Below are 16,925 nucleotides of genomic sequence, written 5' to 3' on the forward strand. Positions count from 1 at the left end.
CGATTCCAGGGAGCAGCATCATGGCAAGAATAGTCGTCGCAATGAGCGGCGGCGTGGATAGTTCAGTAGCCGCCGCACTACTTAAGGAGCAGGGACACGAGGTCATCGGCATTATGCTTCGCCTCTGGTCCGAGCCGGGCGTCATAGAGGACGATGGCGTCGAACGAGTCGTGCAAAATAAATGCTGTTCGCTCGAGGCCGTCGATGATGCAAGACGCGTGGCGCGTAAGCTCGACATACCCTTTTACCTGGTCAATGTAGAGCAGGAGTTCAAGGATAATGTGGTAGATTACTTCTACCAGGAATATGTTGCCGGGCGTACACCCAATCCTTGCCTGACGTGCAACCGCCATATTCGCTTCACGCTCCTGCTGAATCGCGCATTGGCGCTGGATGCCGACTACCTGGCGACAGGACACTACGTGCGCGTCGACGATCATCCCGTTACCGGCAAGCGCCGCCTGCGTCGCGCGATAGACCGTGACAAGGATCAGTCCTATGTCCTGCATGTTCTCAACCAGCAGCAGCTTGCGCATGCCTGCTTTCCACTAGGGCCATATACGAAGCCGCAGGTGCGCGCTATGGCGGCAGAACGCGGCCTCTCAGTAGCAACCAAGGCCGAGAGCCAGGAAATCTGCTTCGTTGCTCAGAACGATTACCGTGGCTTCATTGATCGCTACTCGGCAACCCTGCCTGAGGAACGCGAACCGGTAGGAATGCCCACCGGTACAATGGCGCGTGCCAACAGCGTTATTACCATTCCCAGACCCGGCCCGATCTACGACCTGAGTGGAAAAACGCTGGGACGCCACCGCGGGCTGGCTTACTATACCATTGGACAGCGCAAGGGACTCGGAATTACCTCATCGGAACCTTTGCACGTTATAAAGATTGACGCCGATCAGAACGCGCTGGTGGTCGGACCGGCAGAAGCCCTGCTGAAGGATAGCTGTACCGTTGGTAAGATGCACTATATCAGCGGTGAAACGCCAACCGGGCCATTTCAGGCATTCGTGCGCATACGCTACAAGGCGCCCGAACAAGAAGCGCTGGTCACGCCCCTGGAGGGAAATCGTGCCCTGGTAACTTTTACACGCCCACAGCGTGCCATCACTCCTGGACAGGCAGCCGTTTTCTATGGCGGCGAGGATGGTGATGAGGTGTTGTGCGGAGGATTGATTGAATGACGGATCAGGCTCATATTCGAAATTTTTGTATTATCGCTCATATAGATCATGGCAAATCAACGCTTGCCGACCGCCTGCTGGAATTTACGGGAACCGTTTCCAAGCGCGAACTGACAGAGCAGATACTCGACCAGATGGACCTGGAACGAGAGAAAGGCATTACGATCAAAGCACAGGCCGTGCGCATGCTCTATAACGCGCTTAACGGGGAACAGTACGAGCTGAACTTGATCGACACTCCCGGGCATGTCGATTTCACCTATGAAGTTTCGCGCAGCCTGGCAGCTTGCGAGGGAGCGCTGCTGGTTGTCGACGCGACGCAGGGGATCGAGGCGCAGACGCTCGCGAATATGTATCTTGCGCTCGAAGCCGATCTGAATATCATTCCCATAATCAACAAGATCGACTTGCCCAGCGCCGAACCCGAACGAGTGATGCAAGAGATCGAGGATGTGATTGGCATACCTAAAGACGAATGTATTCTCGCCTCAGCGAAAGAGGGTACCGGCACGCAGGATATCCTGGAGGCCGTTATCCATCGCATTCCCCCTCCCAGAGGCAATGTACACCGGCCACTGCGCGCACTCGTCTTCGATTCCCACTACGACTCGTACAAGGGCGTCATTGCCTACGTGCGTATCGTCGATGGGGAGCTGCAGGAAGGGCAACGCATCGTCATGATGGCAACCGGCAGCAGCACAGAAATACTGGAAGCAGGTTACTTCCAGCCGCGTTTGATTTCAGCACATGCTCTGACAACAGGCGAAGTGGGCTACATTGCGACGGGCTTCAAGAATGTGAAGGATTGCCGCGTCGGCGATACGGTAACGGTGCCCCCGGCACTGGGCCAGGTCGAGGCGCTGCCAGGTTACAAACCGGCCAAGCCAATGGTCTACGCGGGCATCTATCCAGTTGAGGGCAACGAATACCCTTTATTGCGTGATGCGCTGGATCGCCTCAAATTGAACGACGCCTCGCTCTTCTACGAGCCGGAAACCTCCACTGCGCTGGGCTTCGGCTTCCGCTGCGGCTTCCTGGGGCTTCTCCACATGGAAATCATCCAGGAACGCATCGAGCGGGAATACAACCTGGATATCCTGGCGACCGCCCCAAGCGTAGAGTACTACGTCACCAAAAGAAACGGCGAGGTCTTGAAAATAGACAATCCGTCCACGATGCCCGATCCAGGAGAAATTGAGAAAATCGAAGAACCATGGATGGATATTTCCATCTTTACACCTGCCCGCTATATCGGCACCATCATGGACCTGGTCACAACCAGGCGCGGCACCTTCAGTGAGATGAAATACATCGATACGGAGCGTGTTCTGCTGACCTATGGCATCCCACTTGCCGAACTGATCACCGATTTCTACGATCAGCTCAAATCGCGCACGCAGGGCTACGCCTCACTGGATTACACCCTTGGCCGCTATCAGGAAGCCGACCTGGTGAAACTGGATATCCTGGTCAATTCGGTACCTGTGGACGCGCTCTCATTGATTATCCATCGCGATAAGGCTTACGCGCAGGGACGCCTGCTTGTGGAGAAACTGCGCCGGTTGATTCCCCGCCAGCTCTTCGAGGTGCCAATCCAGGCAGCTATCGGCTCGCATATCATAGCACGCGAAACGGTTAAAGCGATGCGCAAGGATGTGCTGGCGAAGTGTTATGGCGGCGACGTGACGCGCAAGCGCAAGCTGCTGGAGAAGCAGAAAGAGGGTAAAAAACGCCTCAAAATGGTAGGGAATGTGGAAATTCCGCAGGAGGCATTTATGGCGATTTTGTCATTGGAAGAATAGGTTCAGCGTTCTCCTGCAAGAGCTGAAGTGGTAGAAATGCAACACGGATTTCTACCACTTCATTTTATTCATCAGTATTATGGTTGCTGTGGAGGCTTTTGCTGTGGATACTGCGGGTTAGTCTGTGGCGGTTGCGGCGGCTGCGTTGGTTGCCACTGCTGTGGGTTGGGCTGTTGCTGCTGCGTCGGTTGCCACTGCTGCGGATTATATCCCTGATATGGCGGTGGTGGTGGCTGTTGCTGCTGCGTCGGTTGCCATTGCTGCGGGTCATAGGCTGGATATTGTAGCGGCGGCTGTTGCCCGGGCTGTCCTTGCTGCCACTGTTGTGGGTAAGCGACATAGTCGGGAGCGGGAGGCACATCCTGCTGGTAAGGTGGATATTGCGTCGACGGTGTCCACGTATGAGCAGATGATGGCAGCCCTATCTTCTCTTTAAATGCAATTCCCCCGCCCACGGCTACAGCCAGCATTGATAGGAGAAAGAACCAGAAACCGGTGCTATAGTTAATATTAAGGCTTGAGTTGGAGCCGGAATTTAACGCATTTAATGTCTGACCATTAATGGTAAAATCACCGCCATTGAGCGCCACAATGAGCTGCGCAAGAAGGCCCAACGCGCCTATTCCTATCAACGAATAAATTCCGATGCGCACCTGCGTTTCAAGCGGAGTTCCAGAAAGACCAAACGGATTAGACCGAAAAATCAGCACAGCAGGAATGATGATCGCGGCCAGCGCCAGGATGAGTTCAACCCATATCAGTCCTCCATCGCTGAACGCACTCAAAGCGAACGATACTCCTCCTGAACCTGGGTAAACAAGGGTAATATAGGGCATGAGGAGAAAAGCAGTTAAAGCTTCAATACCGCCAATAATAGCAATGAGATAGCCACGATTCTCCGGCAATGTCAGTTTTTCCATGTCGAACCAGCCTCTCTAAGAACAGTTTGTCGTCTTTGCTTGCTTCAGAAGCAAAGAGAGGGCCAACTCCGCGAATTTCCCAAATGATGTGATTTTTATCTTACTGGAAATTCCGAGCATCGTCAAGTATTTTTCAAGCGATCAAGGGAAAAATGTAACATTGCACAAGGATATGTAATGAGCGGAGGAAACAACGCCGGAACATAGTGAAAGAGGCATAGAGGAAGCGAAGAGATAGGACCAGTAATGCAGAAAGGATCAGGCAATCATGCTACCTGATCCTTCTGTGTTTCTTTTTCTGCACAACTCCCGTGTTCACGTTCAACCGAGTTCTATTACAGAAAGAGGGGCCTGGAAGTAAATAGCCCCTGTCATTCCTCTGCGTACCACCACCAACCTGCGACGAAAGCCATCGTAAAGACTTGACAGGATCCCCAATTGGGACGATATCAATGTGATATCTGTTCAAGTATGCCAGGTTAAGGCCGGTGGCTCAGAGGCCCGGTATGCCCGCCTTCACGGGCTCTACTAGTCGATCTGAAAGACCATCCCTAAGAGGCGTATTGGTTTCTTCATTGGCATAGTAGTTCTCCTTTCGGAATTACCAATGTAAGGCCGTTCGCCTTATGCCAGGGTCTTTGTGTTCCCTGGATATCCCTTTCGGAATATAAAGAGTATACCATGATGTTTCACAAAAGTCAAGGCGAACAGAAGTTCTACATTATTGCGATACTTATTGCCCTTCGTCGGCTACTTCTTGTAGAGTTTGTCTCAAGTTTCTGACCACCTCATGTGGATTGACCGGTTCCTTCATCGCCTCAGCCTGCGGGTCGTGGCGGTTCTCGACGATAGGCATGTCGCTACGCAGTTCCTCAACCAGGTCAATAAGTTTAGTCACCTTCCGCTCAATAAGCAGATTGACCTGCATATTTAAATGCATATGCAGATCATCGAGCTTGCCATGACGATTCTGGGTAATCAGAATCACCGTGGTCATGAGCAACGCGCTCAAACTTACAATACCCTGGAGCCAGTAGAATGGAGGAACATCAAAACTAGCAACTCCAAAACGAGGAAGCAACAGGTTTACACCTATCCATAGAGCAACAAAGAGTACGATGAGATAGAAAAATCGAGGACGCCCGAGATTGTTCGTAACTGTTTCTATGAAGCGTTGATGATGACTGACTTGCTTTTCGGCACACATATGCAGGTCAACAATAGATTCGATATTTTCGCCAACGATATCAACCAGTTCAGTGGCTTTCTGAGCGTCCTTTATCCGATTGGAATGAGGATTTGACTGCTGTTTTGTTTCGTTAATCATTGCATTTTTACCATCTTTTTCCAGGCGCCTGCTAGCCCATATTTTTTAAATACACGGATGGGATGTAGAGAGGGCTTCAGCGAACGAAGTCTATATGCGAGGCTACTTTTCCGCCAAACAATAAATAAAGGCACAGTCATTACTTACTGTACCTCATGAAAATTCACAATCAAGATCGGCCCTGTCATTCTTCGCTGCGCTCAGCCTCTCGTATGCCCCAAGAGGATTCTTCGCTGCACTCAGAATGACATGCCGTGAGCCACTTAGTACAATGAGCCTCTCGTATGCCCCAGGGAGATTCTTCGCTGCGCTCAGCATGACCTGATGTGAGCCACTTAGTACGATTGGGCCTCTCGTATGCCGAACAGGGAGATTCTTCGCTGCGCTCAGCATGACAGGTCACTCAGAATGACAGGAGCGGCCCTGATTTGTAATATTCAGCCGAATCAGGTAACGAACCTGCTCTTATGCGCCTCTTTCGGGCGGCATCACCGGATTCTCGGGCTTTCCAATCCCCTCCGGTGGCATCACCGGGTTTTCCGGCTTTCCTACTCCTTCCGGCGGCATTACCGGATTCACCGGTTTCTCTATCCCCTCGGGCGGCATCACCGGATTCTCGGGCTTTCCCATTCCCTCGGGTGGCATTACTGGATTCACCGGTTTCCCTATCTCCTCCGGTGGCATTACCGGATTGGCAACTTTCCCCTCACCATCAATGGAAGCAGGAACAGCATCCGATGTGACAATGACAATAGTTTCTTCTTCAAATTCTTCCATGGAATGACCTCCTTCCAGGCACAATCCTGGCAAGCACCTCTGAGTGCTTGTTTTCTCAATCTTATAAGCTCAACATCATTGTCAAGCTCTTTCTTATTAATATCGTAACACGATAGAAATGAAAAGTCAATAAATACTGTACTGATGAGATTATCACAAACTGTAGAGTTTATCAAAAAAGAGTTCTGAACATAAAAGTGGTCTGGTGAATATTCACCAGACCATTGTGGTCAAGCACTACAAGGCCAGCTCTGCTGCTAGTAATCCTTATCTATGTCTCTCTCGGGTGGTAGAGGCACATTCGGATCCGAGTTATTCGTCTCGGGTGGCATCACACGGCCTGTACCTGTTGAGCCTGTATCCGGTGGCATTACCGGATTGCGATTAATCCCACCCTGAGGCCCCGTATAGCTTCCACTACCGGGGATATCGGGAGTCGTATTCACCGGCTCGTTAATGATATCCTGGTCCATGATAGGGCGGTCAGTAGTCGCTCCGGTTGTTGATCCCGTATAGGCAATATCGCTGTTATACGGTTGGCCCGTATTATAGGTATCACCCGTTGTTGGAATGGGATTAGCAGGCGGAACATCTTTGATAGGCGCGCCTACTTCGCCAGTTGCTGGAGTAGTCTGGCCCAGCCCGCTTATATTGGCAGGAGGAACAGAACTCATGGGCGCTCCTGTTTCGCCGGTTGAAGGCGGGGTTTTCATAGGCCCTGAACTATAGGTCTGACCGGTGGTCTGGCCGGGATTGACCGGCGCTCCTGCATTATAAGTACCACCGGGTGTCGTAGGCGTGCTACTTCCAATATCTGGTTCCCTGCCCATCGTGGCATCCTGGCGGCTGGTAGTTGTGCCTTTAGCCGCGGCGCTACCGCCGTGGAAGAGATAATTGGAAGACTCGGGGTCCAGAGCGCCCGGAGGTGCCTGGTCTACCATACGAGCAAAGTTATCGAGATCGTGCTGCAAGTGGCTCTGGAAAGTGCGACCGCCACCTAACTTTTCGCCAATGTTACCCAGCACGCCAGCTGGCGGACTGTAATCGATATAGACATCGACACGTGTCTGATTGGTGCCCGTGGGCTGGAATGTCACTTTCCCTGCATTTTCCATACCATTGTAGGAACGCCATGCAATCTGCTGATCCTCGACCCAGTTTTCATTCACGGCATCCCACTGATGTTCTCCAACAACATCGGCCACCCAATGGCTACGCTGATCATCGTAGTAGGTGACCTCCTTGACAAAGCTCATGAACTTGGGGAAATCGTTAAAGTGTGTGAAAAGGCTATACACCTGGTGGACCGGTGCATTCACCGTTACCGAGGCATGATGCTCAACCATGTTTCCTGTACCTGCCATACTTTTCCTTCCTTTCTGTACCTAACATCGTTGTTCTTTCTAAGGAGAGGAGACCCACCTTCACTATTCAACTGCTAGCGTCAGTTCTCCAACGTCCGCAGCGTTGTTTTCCCAGCACGTCCTATGCAGGATATAATTAGTATAACACAGTATAGCAAAACTAACAACCAGTTAAGCACTTCTATATCGTCCTCTAACTAAATTTTAACCTTTTTAAAGGAGAGATTATATATTGTTAAGGTAGAACAGCTCCTATCAGGCATACACCCGACACACAATACGGTACACACCCTATTCCTAAGAGCTTGCTTAAACTCCTATAGTATTCAATAGAATAGTGAAGTGAGAGAGATTTTCGAACTTGTGGTAGGCTACAAGAAGCCTTTTCCCGGTACTCTGACAATCATATCTGAGAGGAAGTAAGAGCATGTATAGTAAGCGATTTCGGATTCTGATGATATTACTCGCTTCATTGGCACTCGGCAGTATCTTATTTGCCGCTTGTTCGCGACCAGGCACCTCTGGTGGAAGCGCGAGCAGTAGCAGTACTCCGGCAAGTAGTGGTAGTGGAGGCAGTTCTGGCTCAAGTAGCTGCCCAAACGGAACTGTCCATTTGACCGTAGATAACTTCGCGCAGAATTGCGTGAATGTCAGCAAGGGTTCCAAGCTCACACTGGTCGACGATGGGTCATACCTGCATATACTTTCAAACGGCACGTGGGTCAACGGTAATCCACAACCGGCAAAAGAGTCGGGAGCGCCCACCATCAGCAACGTGCAGATTAACGGCGGTTCAACACAGATTGGCCCATTCAACACAGCAGGGACATTTCATATCTATTGTTCTATTCACGTGAACATGAACCTGACCGTTAATGTCAAATAGGACTCTTGGTGCCTCGATTTGGCATTCCTGGGCGTCTACTATAATATAGATATGTGGATGCGCTTACGCCGGGCAACGTGAAATGATGGGTATACATACGCATATTTCATGCAACCATTAGCCATTTGTCAACGTATGTTCTTTAGGAGCAAACACGTAGGGAAGCGCGATCATTTCCGATCAAGTCTTTTACAGCCTTAGAGTAAAGTCTCGTCATTACAGTGGTGGAACCTTTGAGCACAAAGGGGGCAGAATATGATGGCAACCGAAACCGAAGAGAGCAAACTTCATCGCGCACTTGAGCTTCTGGGAAGCTCGATCGACCCTGAAATCGCTCGCTCCTATTCCTCTTTGGAAGAGCGCATTCTCGCCCAGGCGCTAGAAAATGTGGAACTGGCAGAGCGCCGTCTACGTGAAATTCAGAAGCTCGTAGGCGATTTGAGCGAAGCGCTGGCCTGACCTGTTATAAGATTGCATGATGCAGCCTCTCTCTAATGAGCAAATTGCCACAGTTGCTGATACCTTTATCACACCTCACGAACAGGAAACGAACACAATTTTCCGGCGAGCAGCCTATAATGGGCCTGGAAACTGCATACAACTATCCGCTTACTGTTTCAGCTTGCGACAGAAGCAGTCCTTCCTCATAGATGCGCCGGATCACATCCTCGATCTCCGGTTCCTGAAAGGTCACATCGCGCAACCGGTATCTCGCCCCCAGCCAGGCCACCAGTTCATGCGCGGGTAGAGCATCTTTACCAAAGCTGAGCCAGATACGCGGGCCTTCGACTCGCAACCGGCGTACTCCAGCGGGTAGATCGCGAATTACAGGTTGTCCATCAGCATCGCGTGGCATAACTGCTATCTCAGCGGAATCCAGCACCGCGATCAAAGTGCGCTCACCACCAAAGCGCTCCCGTATGGCATTTACTGTCCCATCGTAGAGCTTGCGCCCATGGTCGATGATGACCATACGCGGGCAAAGCATCTCCACGTCGTCCATATCATGCGTGGTGAGCAGGACCGTCACGCCTTTTTCGGCATTGATAGACAGCAAAAATTCGCGGATGCGCGCCTTCGCCACCACATCCAGACCAATCGTGGGTTCATCCAGGTAGAGCAGTTCCGGGTCATGCAGCAGAGCAGCTGCCAGGTCTCCACGCATACGCTGCCCAAGTGATAACTGGCGCACGGGAGTATCAATAAACTCGTCGAGATCAAGCATCGAGCGCAAGCGGACAAGATTGGCCTGAAATTTCTCTTCAGGCACGCGATACAGGTGCCTCAGCAGGCGCAGCGAATCGATGAGTGGCAGATCCCACCATAGCTGCGTGCGCTGCCCAAAAACAACGCCGATGCGCGCCGCCAGTGCGCGGCGCTGGTGCATGGGCACCAGTCCCGCGACCCGTATATGGCCGCTCGTAGGCACAAGAATACCCGTCAGCATTTTAATCGTCGTAGATTTGCCCGCCCCGTTTGGCCCAACAAGGCTGACCATTTCTCCGCGCTCAACACGTAACGAAAGATCGCTCACGGCCTCCACAATACGCACCTCCGGGTCTACGACGCTGCGTATTCCCCCAAGCAGTCCTGGACGCCTGCGCGCTACGCGAAAGGTCTTTTGCAGGTTTTCCGCCTCAATCATTGTCTCCATGTGAAACATCTCCTTTCATTGCGGTTCAGACCATGTCATTCTGAGCGCAGTGAAGAATCTGGGTGAGACAGGGCACAGATTCTTGGCTGCGCTCAGAATGACATGGTCTGGGGTACTTCCCGACTTTCAGCAATAGCTGATTAGCTACCAGTACTTTGATAATGGTTCACACCAATGCGCCAGATAGCCCCTGACGCCAGCGCAAAAAACAGCGCCACCAGCGGAGCCGCGAAAGCGATGCCGCCCGGCAGCCCAAACGGCATATCGCGTCCCAGCAGGTAGCAGACGGGAATATAGGAACAAAAGGCCAGCGGAACGACGAACAGGAAGAAACGCTGCAAATTCTGATTGTAGATCGAGAATGGGTAGCTCAGCATCTCACGCCCGCCGTATGTCAGAATATTGGTCAACTCTGTTGTTTCAACCGTCCAGAAGCACATAGTTGCCCCCAGCAACAGGATAGCCGTGAAGACGACCGCGCCACTCACAATGCCGACCGGCAGCAGGACGAGCTTCAACGGAGTCCAGGTCATTCCGGGCAAGAGTTTGAGCGCGATGCCAAAAGCCATCAGTCCCTCCGTCAATCGACCGAAGCGGCGCAGGCGAAAATCGCTGCCTATCACCTGTACGAAAGCACTGATAGGCCGCAATAGCACGCGGTCGAACTCGCCACGCCGGATGGTTATATCAAAAGCATCGATGCCAGCGCCGAATAATTCGGCCAGCCCAAAGCTGATCGATGTGGTTGCATAAAGAAAGGCCACCTCACCGATGTGCCAACCCAGTATCGAGGGAAAAGGGCCAAAGAGCAGCATCACGGCCGCAAATTCAAGTCCGGTGATCAAAAAATACGTTATAATGTCTATAAGAAGGTTGGCTTTATAGCGCAGCTGCGCGCGAATCTGCATCGCGACCAGCCGCAGGTAGAGGCGCGCATCACCGAGCAGAGCATTGAACATGAGCATTTTCTCCTTTTTTTCCCATCGCTAGATAGGACATACTGCGAGAGAGCAACCAATCCGGCCAATAAAGCGATTTGCCAGACTAATTCATCCACCCTGCACCTCGACACGCCGCGCAGCTATGGCGGTGACTGCGCGTGCCACAATGACCAGCACGATGATCCAACCAACCTGGCGCAGAATCTCAAGCAGCAGCGAACCGCCGGTCAGCTTCCCCAGAAAGGCTTCCGCAGGCACATTCAAGAGACCATTGAAAGGAGACCAGATGGCAATAGTATGCAGCCAGGGCGGTAAGAACGGCAGCGGGATGTAACTGCCGGTAAAAAAGAGAGCGATGGTGCCAACCATAACCGCCGTCGCCCGCGCTTCGACGATCCAGAAGGCGACGATGTTATAGAGAAAACGGCAGGCGATCCCCAGTATGGCCCCGAGCGGCAGGCAAACCATATAGACCAGCCAGTTTCTCCAATCTCCGCTCAGGCCAAAGCCGAAGAGCAGCGCGCCGGCAGTGTAGGTAGGGATACCTCGATAGAGAAGATAATAGCAATCGCGTCCGATTTCCCGGCTGAACCAGTACCACCAGAAATCGCACGGCTTGCTCAGATCGGTGACGACCTCGCCCGAACGGATGGTAAGCATCAAGTCATACCAGCCGAAAGGTAGAACGATCATAATCATGGCCTGCACCACCCACACGTAGCTCAGCGTATCGCGTACATCAAAGCCGCCCACCTGGTGCCGGGCGTGGAACAGCGCGATCATGACGTAGCTGATGATAATGCCCCAGAAGACGTTCGTCAGCAGGCCCGCGATATTGGCCCAACGATAAATGAGCTGCCGCCGGAAAGCGGTGCGGGCGACCTCGAAATAGAAACGCAGCATCTCGGCTTCTCCTACCTTTTTGCAGCACAAAAACCCAGCAACCCATCCCGCGAGGGGGGTTCTGGTTCCTTTTCCGTGTTTTCGCGGACACGCAGTAATGCGGGATAGCCAATGTCTACCCCGTGTCTTGTTTATGCTTCATTCTGCCCAGGAACGCGGGCAAGCTACCTGCGTTGCCTTTTCGCAGAACTGCATCAAGAGTTATACCATACTTTGGGGAAGGCTGTCAAAAGCGGTGGGCTATTGCTCATGACGCTGTTCATGACGCTTTCATGACGTTTCCCCTTTATACCAGTACCAGGAAGGGTATTACCTTTCTGCATACTTGCGGAATCCCCCTGGATGCCATTGTAGCAGGCCACCTTCATCATCTAGACCCCTGCTATCCTTGATTGAGGCCGTAATCCTCATGTTGTGGGGGCGCAGGGCGTCAGTTTGTGGTCATCCCTGATGAAAGCGGGCGAAAAAGAAATGTGGTATAGTTGCACCGGCAATCCTATGATGTCTATAGAAGACTGGTCTTCCATCCCTCCAGCTGAGACGGAGCATCCCTATATCCTGATTGTTGACGATCACCAGCCCATGGTATCCCTGCTCATCTCACTACTAGAGACCGAGGGATATAACTGCCTGGGCATTACTGAGGGCCAGTCGGTCCTCCCATTCTTAGAGGAGATGGGCAAACGCGGAGAGTGGCACCTACCGGCACTCCTGCTGCTCGATTTGATGATGCCGGGCGTTTCCGGCTACGACATTGCGCACTGGCTTTCTCAGCACGAGCCTTATGATCGCATCCCTATTGTAGCGATTACCGCCGATGTTCGCGTTTACCGTACAACCGATGTTCCTGGGGTTCAGGACATTCTCTTAAAACCGTTCCAGATCGACGCTCTGCTTACACTGGTGGAGCGCTTCCTCGCGCCACTGGCGGGCGGCAGCTAGCAATCTTTCCCTCTGGCGTCCCTGGTACCTGGGTGATTGAAAAGTCCAGTAGGGACAGCGGCTCGTCCCTGTCCTACCGCCTTTGGTCCAAGGAGATCGTTTTCAGAGGAGAGAGCGCTTATCAGAGGCCCTTATGCAAACAAGAATGAGTAATCATCGCCCTCAAAAAGGTTCTCCCGAGCAATATTCCCAACGCCTGGTTACACGCCTCTTCTGGGTGCGATCTGCCTGGTGCGGATGCGTTGTCGGCCTGATCCTCGTTGTCGTGATGATACCTTTCGATAAGGTCTGGGATTTCCTTGCGTCAACATCTTTTTTCGACGCCGTTCCTTATGCTCTTATATCCGCGCTGGTTGGCCTTCTATGGGGTCTGCGTCCTGCCTTGTTCACCATGGCCATGGGCTTGATTGCTATCGCCATCTTTGTTGCGCCCGGCCTGGTGTCGCCGAATATGGGGCGCGATCTCGCCATCTTTGCGCCTTTCGTCGCCCTACAACTCGTCGCGATTATGACGGTGATGCGCTTTGAGTCGGCTCGACGACGTATTCATGCCGCTCAGCAAATGACACAAACATATGCGCGAGAACTAGAAGAAGCCAATCAGAGATTGCTCCAGGCCAACGAACAACTTGAGCGCGCCAATGCCTTGAAGGACTTTGTGATTCTGCGATCAGCACACGAACTCAGGACGCCGGCGGCCACGATCCTTGGTCGCGCGCAGCTGGCCTTACGACGCCTGAACAGGTCAGGAGAAACACCTGAGAACTGGGCCGCTTTGCGCCAGTATTTCGAACTCATTGAAGCACAGGCACAAACTCTGCGCGTCTTAATCGAAGAACTGTTTGATTTGAGCAGCGTCCGGGCGGGGCAGTACTCACTACGGCTGGCCTGGTGTGATCCTGGGCGCCTCTGCCGCGAGGTCATCCAGGATCAGCAAGCTGTTTCAGCCCGTTCGATTGAGCTAGAGCTACCTGCTGAACCTCTCCTACTTCAAGCTGATGAAAAACGACTCGCTCAGGTCGTGGTGAACCTGGTCAACAATGCCGTGAAATATTCACCAGAACAGAGCGCTATTCATGTGCGTGTACGTCCAGTGCATCCCTATGTGATCTTAGAGGTTCACAACGAGGGCAAAGCACTCACCCAGGAACAACGAGAGCATATTTTTGAACCGTTCTATCGCACGCCCGATGCTGAAAACACTGAAATCAAAGGGTGGGGCCTTGGTCTGGCCATCAGCCAGGAGATTGTCGAGCGACATGGAGGGCAGATCTGGGTGGAATCAACAGAAGGCAAAGGTGTTACCTTCTTTGTCAAACTCCCAATGAGTCAGCAAGAAAAGTGAGGGAGAAGCCAGCCTGACTACTTCGTCCTGTAGGGACAGCGCCTGGTGCCTGTCCTGGTCGGGGAACGAGGACAGACACCAGGCGCTGTCCCTACAGGATTACCCTATTCGATTGAAAAAAAGGTGATGCGAACTAAGAGAGAGCCGCTCGCGCCCTGCGCACCTCATAGCCCGCTGAAACGAACAGCGCTATTGCCACAACGAGAAAAGTCGCCACGACAAACCACTCGAGCGAGCCGTTCGCGTTATCAGGATCGACCTTGAAGACGATCTCGATCCAGTTTCTCCACACCAGCGTGATCACAAACAAAATACTTGCAACACTTGCCAGCACCGTCTCAAGCCAGAAACGCCATCTTAATGCACTCCACATTTCTTCAATCTCACTTCCTAGAAAAGAGCTAAGCGGAATTCAACCTTTTCGGCCAACCCTGAGCTGGCCTTGTTTAAAGTGTATCACCTGGACGGGATGCTCGTACAGTACGCGAAGATCATCCAACTTTCGCCGCAATCATCAGGCCCACCGACCAGTTGAGTTTTGTTACCCGCAAGTCCGCTCTTTTCTCAAGCGTCGAAATTAAGTGGTACACTCTGGTCAGATGTGCTTCCTCCCAGGAAGAGGACATCAGCAGATCATCAACGACGTACAGACCTCCTGGGGCAAGCAGTTGCAGGGTTTCATCCAGGTGCTGGTATTTTCCAGGCTGCATATCTGCGAAGATGAAATCGAAGGTTTTCTCTTGCTCGCGCATGGAGTCGATAAACCCGACCCCATCCATTGTGACAAATGTCAGGCGCGAGTCATGCCCTAAGAAACGCCGGGCAATTGCTGTATGAGTCTCATTTCTATCGACGGTGATTAATCTAGAGTGAGCATCCATGCCATCGAGCAGCCAGGCCGCGGAAAGGCCCGTCCCGGTACCCAGTTCTAAAAAGTTGCCGGATGGTTTCGCCGTGGCAAGCGTTCTGAGGAGCGAGCCGGTCTGATGATCAGAGCCCATTGTAAAGCCGATACTCTGAGTGGCCTCCTCAATATCTTTCAGTATGGATGGCGGATTCAGGTTAACGGTGTCGAGCATCGAGCCTCCTTATTGAACAGCAATAGGCTGCCAATCAACCAGCGCGTCAAAGTATTTCAGGGCGGTGGGGTCGTTGTCCGCGGCCCAACCATCGGGATGCACCAGGACATGCCGGTGCAGGTAGAGCAGAGCAATGAGCCACTTACGCTTTCCCGTCCCCTCAGCGCCACGTACCAGTTCATCCTCGGCCTGTTCGAGCAGCAGGGTGATAATCGTCAATTGTGCCATGCGCTCGACCAGCCCGCGCATAGGCACCTGGGCGCTTTCCGAATCCAGGTGTGACAGTTCCTCCAGGCGCTGTGCCAGGTGATTGACCAGTTCCTGAACCTGCTGTGCCACAGGCAGAACCACCGAATGTTTGAGTGATTGCAGGCGCTGGTGCAGCATGCCAAAGAGTGCCGAGGCCGCTCCCTCCCTATCGATGGCCCGTAAGACATCCAGCACGATGACATTACTCGAACCCTCCCACACGACGTTGACGATGGCATCGCGCAACAGGCGCGGATTGACCCAATCTTCAACGTAGCCATTGCCGCCGCGCATCTCCAGGGCCTCAAGCGTCACATATTCGCCGCGTTTGGGAATGTAGTATTTACAGAGCGGCGTCAAGATGCGCAGCAGGCGGCGGTCTTCCCCGGCGCCATGACGATCAACGCGCTCAAGTACAGCCGTTGTTTCGAATGCCAGGGCCGCGCAGCCCTCGACTTCCACCAGCAGGTCTACCAACTGACGCTTCATGAGTGGATGCGCGGCCAGGGGGCGTCCAAAAGCGATACGCCCTCGTGTATGGACGAGCGCCTCAAGCAGGCTGCGGCGCATAGCCGCTAACGAGCCGATTGCGGCCCAGATGCGCGTTAGATTGATCATTTCGGTCATCTGCACGAAGCCGCGCTCTAAGGCGCCTACCTGGTAGGCCAGCGCTCCATGCAGCGTGACCTCACCCGTCGCCAGCGAGCGCGTGCCCAGCTTGTCCTTCAGGCGATTGATACTGTAGGCATTGCGCGCGCCATCGTCCAATAAACGGGGGACGAGAAAGAGTCCGAGGCCGCGTGTTCCTGGCGGCGCCCCTTCAGGGCGGGCCAGCGTGAGGATGAGGTCAGCAGAAACATTGGAACAGAACCATTTATCACCCCAGAGTTCCCATTCCGGCCCGATTCCCTCGCCTGTTCCATTTTCGCTACTGCGGTGCGGCCTGGCTACAGTAGCGGTCTGACCAACATCGGAGCCACCCTGCCTCTCAGTAAGAAACATTGCTCCCTGCTTCAATTCGGACATCGTAGTTGCGGTCAGGCCGGGTACAAAGCGCTGCTTGAGAGGTTCGCTGCCATAGCGTTCCAGTACGCGGGCCAGCGCGTCGGTCATGGATACGGGGCAGAAGACACCTGACTCTGCCTGCATTCCTAGATAGGCGAGCGCAAACTTGACCGGTTGTGGTACGTATCCTGGCCATCCAAACAGACCCTTGCGATGGGTGCAGGCAGCAATAGCAAAATCACAATAGGCGATACGTTCCAGTTCGTGGTAGGCGGGATGAAAGACGACCTCATCAATACGCCGGCCCTTTTTATCATACTGCTCCAGCACCGGACCCTGGCGATTAGCCACCTCTGCCAGTTCGTCCATTTTCTGCGACGCAACTGCTCCCATTGCGGTCAGGATGCTCCGCGCCCTGTCGTTGTCTTCTGTCGAAAGATAGCGGCTTAAAAGAAATGGCAGGTCATGGTCGGCAGTATAAAAATTGATTCCTCCGGTATCCGGCATTATAGAAGACAGGTCTAACATGACTTGTATCCTTTCC

The 16,925-nt window shown here is 52.9% G+C and carries 16 protein-coding genes; 6 read left to right on the forward strand and 10 right to left on the reverse strand.

All coding sequences use genetic code 11. The features are described 5' to 3' along the window. Window positions 1–20: 20 nt before the first annotated feature. Both mnmA and lepA read left to right on the forward strand, forming a co-directional pair. A complete protein-coding gene (gene mnmA, locus VFA09_07170) occupies window positions 21–1,187 on the forward strand; it encodes a tRNA 2-thiouridine(34) synthase MnmA (GenBank protein ID HZU67044.1) in 1,167 nt (388 codons plus the stop codon). Beyond that, window positions 1,184–2,989 (forward strand): translation elongation factor 4, encoded by a 1,806-nt coding sequence (gene lepA, locus VFA09_07175; GenBank protein HZU67045.1) that lies wholly within the window; start codon window positions 1,184–1,186, stop codon window positions 2,987–2,989. The genes mnmA and lepA overlap by 4 nt, the downstream gene beginning before the upstream one ends. A gap of 77 nt (window positions 2,990–3,066) precedes the next feature. On the opposite strand, the gene VFA09_07180 is transcribed toward lepA, so the two are convergent. The 4 genes from VFA09_07180 to VFA09_07195 all read right to left on the reverse strand — a co-directional run bounded on the left by VFA09_07180 (window position 3,067) and on the right by VFA09_07195 (window position 7,377). Continuing rightward, window positions 3,067–3,909, reverse strand: coding sequence for a hypothetical protein (locus VFA09_07180; GenBank protein HZU67046.1), 843 nt, complete (start codon window positions 3,907–3,909; stop codon window positions 3,067–3,069). A 733-nt stretch (window positions 3,910–4,642) separates the two neighbouring features. Further along, the gene (locus VFA09_07185; protein ID HZU67047.1) at window positions 4,643–5,236 is read right to left on the reverse strand and encodes a DUF1003 domain-containing protein; all 594 of its coding nucleotides are present in this window, start codon (window positions 5,234–5,236) and stop codon (window positions 4,643–4,645) included. 465 nt (window positions 5,237–5,701) lie between these two features. Next, a complete protein-coding gene (locus VFA09_07190) occupies window positions 5,702–6,013 on the reverse strand; it encodes a hypothetical protein (GenBank protein HZU67048.1) in 312 nt (103 codons plus the stop codon). A 257-nt stretch (window positions 6,014–6,270) separates the two neighbouring features. After that, window positions 6,271–7,377 (reverse strand): SRPBCC family protein, encoded by a 1,107-nt coding sequence (locus tag VFA09_07195; GenBank protein ID HZU67049.1) that lies wholly within the window; start codon window positions 7,375–7,377, stop codon window positions 6,271–6,273. Window positions 7,378–7,804: 427 nt separating this feature from the next. Between VFA09_07195 and VFA09_07200 the strand changes: the two genes are divergently transcribed. Both VFA09_07200 and VFA09_07205 read left to right on the forward strand, forming a co-directional pair. Then, window positions 7,805–8,263 (forward strand): hypothetical protein, encoded by a 459-nt coding sequence (locus VFA09_07200; protein ID HZU67050.1) that lies wholly within the window; start codon window positions 7,805–7,807, stop codon window positions 8,261–8,263. A gap of 255 nt (window positions 8,264–8,518) precedes the next feature. Then, on the forward strand, window positions 8,519–8,722 hold the full coding sequence (locus tag VFA09_07205; GenBank protein ID HZU67051.1) for a hypothetical protein: 204 nt from the start codon (window positions 8,519–8,521) through the stop codon (window positions 8,720–8,722). 142 nt (window positions 8,723–8,864) lie between these two features. On the opposite strand, the gene VFA09_07210 is transcribed toward VFA09_07205, so the two are convergent. The 3 genes from VFA09_07210 to VFA09_07220 form a co-directional block, all read right to left on the reverse strand. Further along, window positions 8,865–9,917: an ATP-binding cassette domain-containing protein gene (locus VFA09_07210; GenBank protein HZU67052.1), complete on the reverse strand. Its 1,053-nt coding sequence runs from the start codon at window positions 9,915–9,917 to the stop codon at window positions 8,865–8,867. A 140-nt stretch (window positions 9,918–10,057) separates the two neighbouring features. Next, window positions 10,058–10,876, reverse strand: coding sequence for an ABC-2 family transporter protein (locus VFA09_07215; protein ID HZU67053.1), 819 nt, complete (start codon window positions 10,874–10,876; stop codon window positions 10,058–10,060). Window positions 10,877–10,966: 90 nt separating this feature from the next. After that, window positions 10,967–11,761: an ABC-2 family transporter protein gene (locus tag VFA09_07220; protein HZU67054.1), complete on the reverse strand. Its 795-nt coding sequence runs from the start codon at window positions 11,759–11,761 to the stop codon at window positions 10,967–10,969. Between the two features lie 435 nt (window positions 11,762–12,196). Here VFA09_07220 and VFA09_07225 point away from each other — a divergent pair, with 435 nt between their 5' ends. Then, window positions 12,197–12,703: a response regulator gene (locus VFA09_07225; GenBank protein ID HZU67055.1), complete on the forward strand. Its 507-nt coding sequence runs from the start codon at window positions 12,197–12,199 to the stop codon at window positions 12,701–12,703. A 145-nt stretch (window positions 12,704–12,848) separates the two neighbouring features. Continuing rightward, window positions 12,849–14,048, forward strand: coding sequence for a HAMP domain-containing sensor histidine kinase (locus VFA09_07230; protein HZU67056.1), 1,200 nt, complete (start codon window positions 12,849–12,851; stop codon window positions 14,046–14,048). A gap of 133 nt (window positions 14,049–14,181) precedes the next feature. Here VFA09_07230 and VFA09_07235 read toward each other — a convergent pair whose 3' ends face one another. The 3 genes from VFA09_07235 to VFA09_07245 form a co-directional block, all read right to left on the reverse strand. Then, on the reverse strand, window positions 14,182–14,421 hold the full coding sequence (locus VFA09_07235; protein ID HZU67057.1) for a hypothetical protein: 240 nt from the start codon (window positions 14,419–14,421) through the stop codon (window positions 14,182–14,184). Window positions 14,422–14,539: 118 nt separating this feature from the next. Next, on the reverse strand, window positions 14,540–15,127 hold the full coding sequence (locus tag VFA09_07240; GenBank protein HZU67058.1) for a class I SAM-dependent methyltransferase: 588 nt from the start codon (window positions 15,125–15,127) through the stop codon (window positions 14,540–14,542). A gap of 9 nt (window positions 15,128–15,136) precedes the next feature. After that, on the reverse strand, window positions 15,137–16,909 hold the full coding sequence (locus VFA09_07245; protein ID HZU67059.1) for an acyl-CoA dehydrogenase family protein: 1,773 nt from the start codon (window positions 16,907–16,909) through the stop codon (window positions 15,137–15,139). Window positions 16,910–16,925 lie beyond the last annotated feature (16 nt).

Source organism: Ktedonobacteraceae bacterium (assembly GCA_035653615.1).
Classification (GTDB): Bacteria; Chloroflexota; Ktedonobacteria; order Ktedonobacterales; family Ktedonobacteraceae; genus DASRBN01.

Excerpts from the sequence above, each read along its gene's own strand:
- mnmA (HZU67044.1), top strand. The coding sequence starts at position 21 with ATGGCAAGAATAGTCGTCGCAATGAGCGGCGGCGTGGATAGTTCAGTA.
- lepA (HZU67045.1), top strand. The coding sequence starts at position 1,184 with ATGACGGATCAGGCTCATATTCGAAATTTTTGTATTATCGCTCATATA.
- VFA09_07180 (HZU67046.1), bottom strand. The coding sequence starts at position 3,909 with ATGGAAAAACTGACATTGCCGGAGAATCGTGGCTATCTCATTGCTATT.
- VFA09_07185 (HZU67047.1), bottom strand. The coding sequence starts at position 5,236 with ATGATTAACGAAACAAAACAGCAGTCAAATCCTCATTCCAATCGGATA.
- VFA09_07190 (HZU67048.1), bottom strand. The coding sequence starts at position 6,013 with ATGGAAGAATTTGAAGAAGAAACTATTGTCATTGTCACATCGGATGCT.
- VFA09_07195 (HZU67049.1), bottom strand. The coding sequence starts at position 7,377 with ATGGCAGGTACAGGAAACATGGTTGAGCATCATGCCTCGGTAACGGTG.
- VFA09_07200 (HZU67050.1), top strand. The coding sequence starts at position 7,805 with ATGTATAGTAAGCGATTTCGGATTCTGATGATATTACTCGCTTCATTG.
- VFA09_07205 (HZU67051.1), top strand. The coding sequence starts at position 8,519 with ATGATGGCAACCGAAACCGAAGAGAGCAAACTTCATCGCGCACTTGAG.
- VFA09_07210 (HZU67052.1), bottom strand. The coding sequence starts at position 9,917 with ATGGAGACAATGATTGAGGCGGAAAACCTGCAAAAGACCTTTCGCGTA.
- VFA09_07215 (HZU67053.1), bottom strand. The coding sequence starts at position 10,876 with ATGTTCAATGCTCTGCTCGGTGATGCGCGCCTCTACCTGCGGCTGGTC.
- VFA09_07220 (HZU67054.1), bottom strand. The coding sequence starts at position 11,761 with ATGCTGCGTTTCTATTTCGAGGTCGCCCGCACCGCTTTCCGGCGGCAG.
- VFA09_07230 (HZU67056.1), top strand. The coding sequence starts at position 12,849 with ATGAGTAATCATCGCCCTCAAAAAGGTTCTCCCGAGCAATATTCCCAA.
- VFA09_07235 (HZU67057.1), bottom strand. The coding sequence starts at position 14,421 with ATGTGGAGTGCATTAAGATGGCGTTTCTGGCTTGAGACGGTGCTGGCA.
- VFA09_07240 (HZU67058.1), bottom strand. The coding sequence starts at position 15,127 with ATGCTCGACACCGTTAACCTGAATCCGCCATCCATACTGAAAGATATT.
- VFA09_07245 (HZU67059.1), bottom strand. The coding sequence starts at position 16,909 with ATGTTAGACCTGTCTTCTATAATGCCGGATACCGGAGGAATCAATTTT.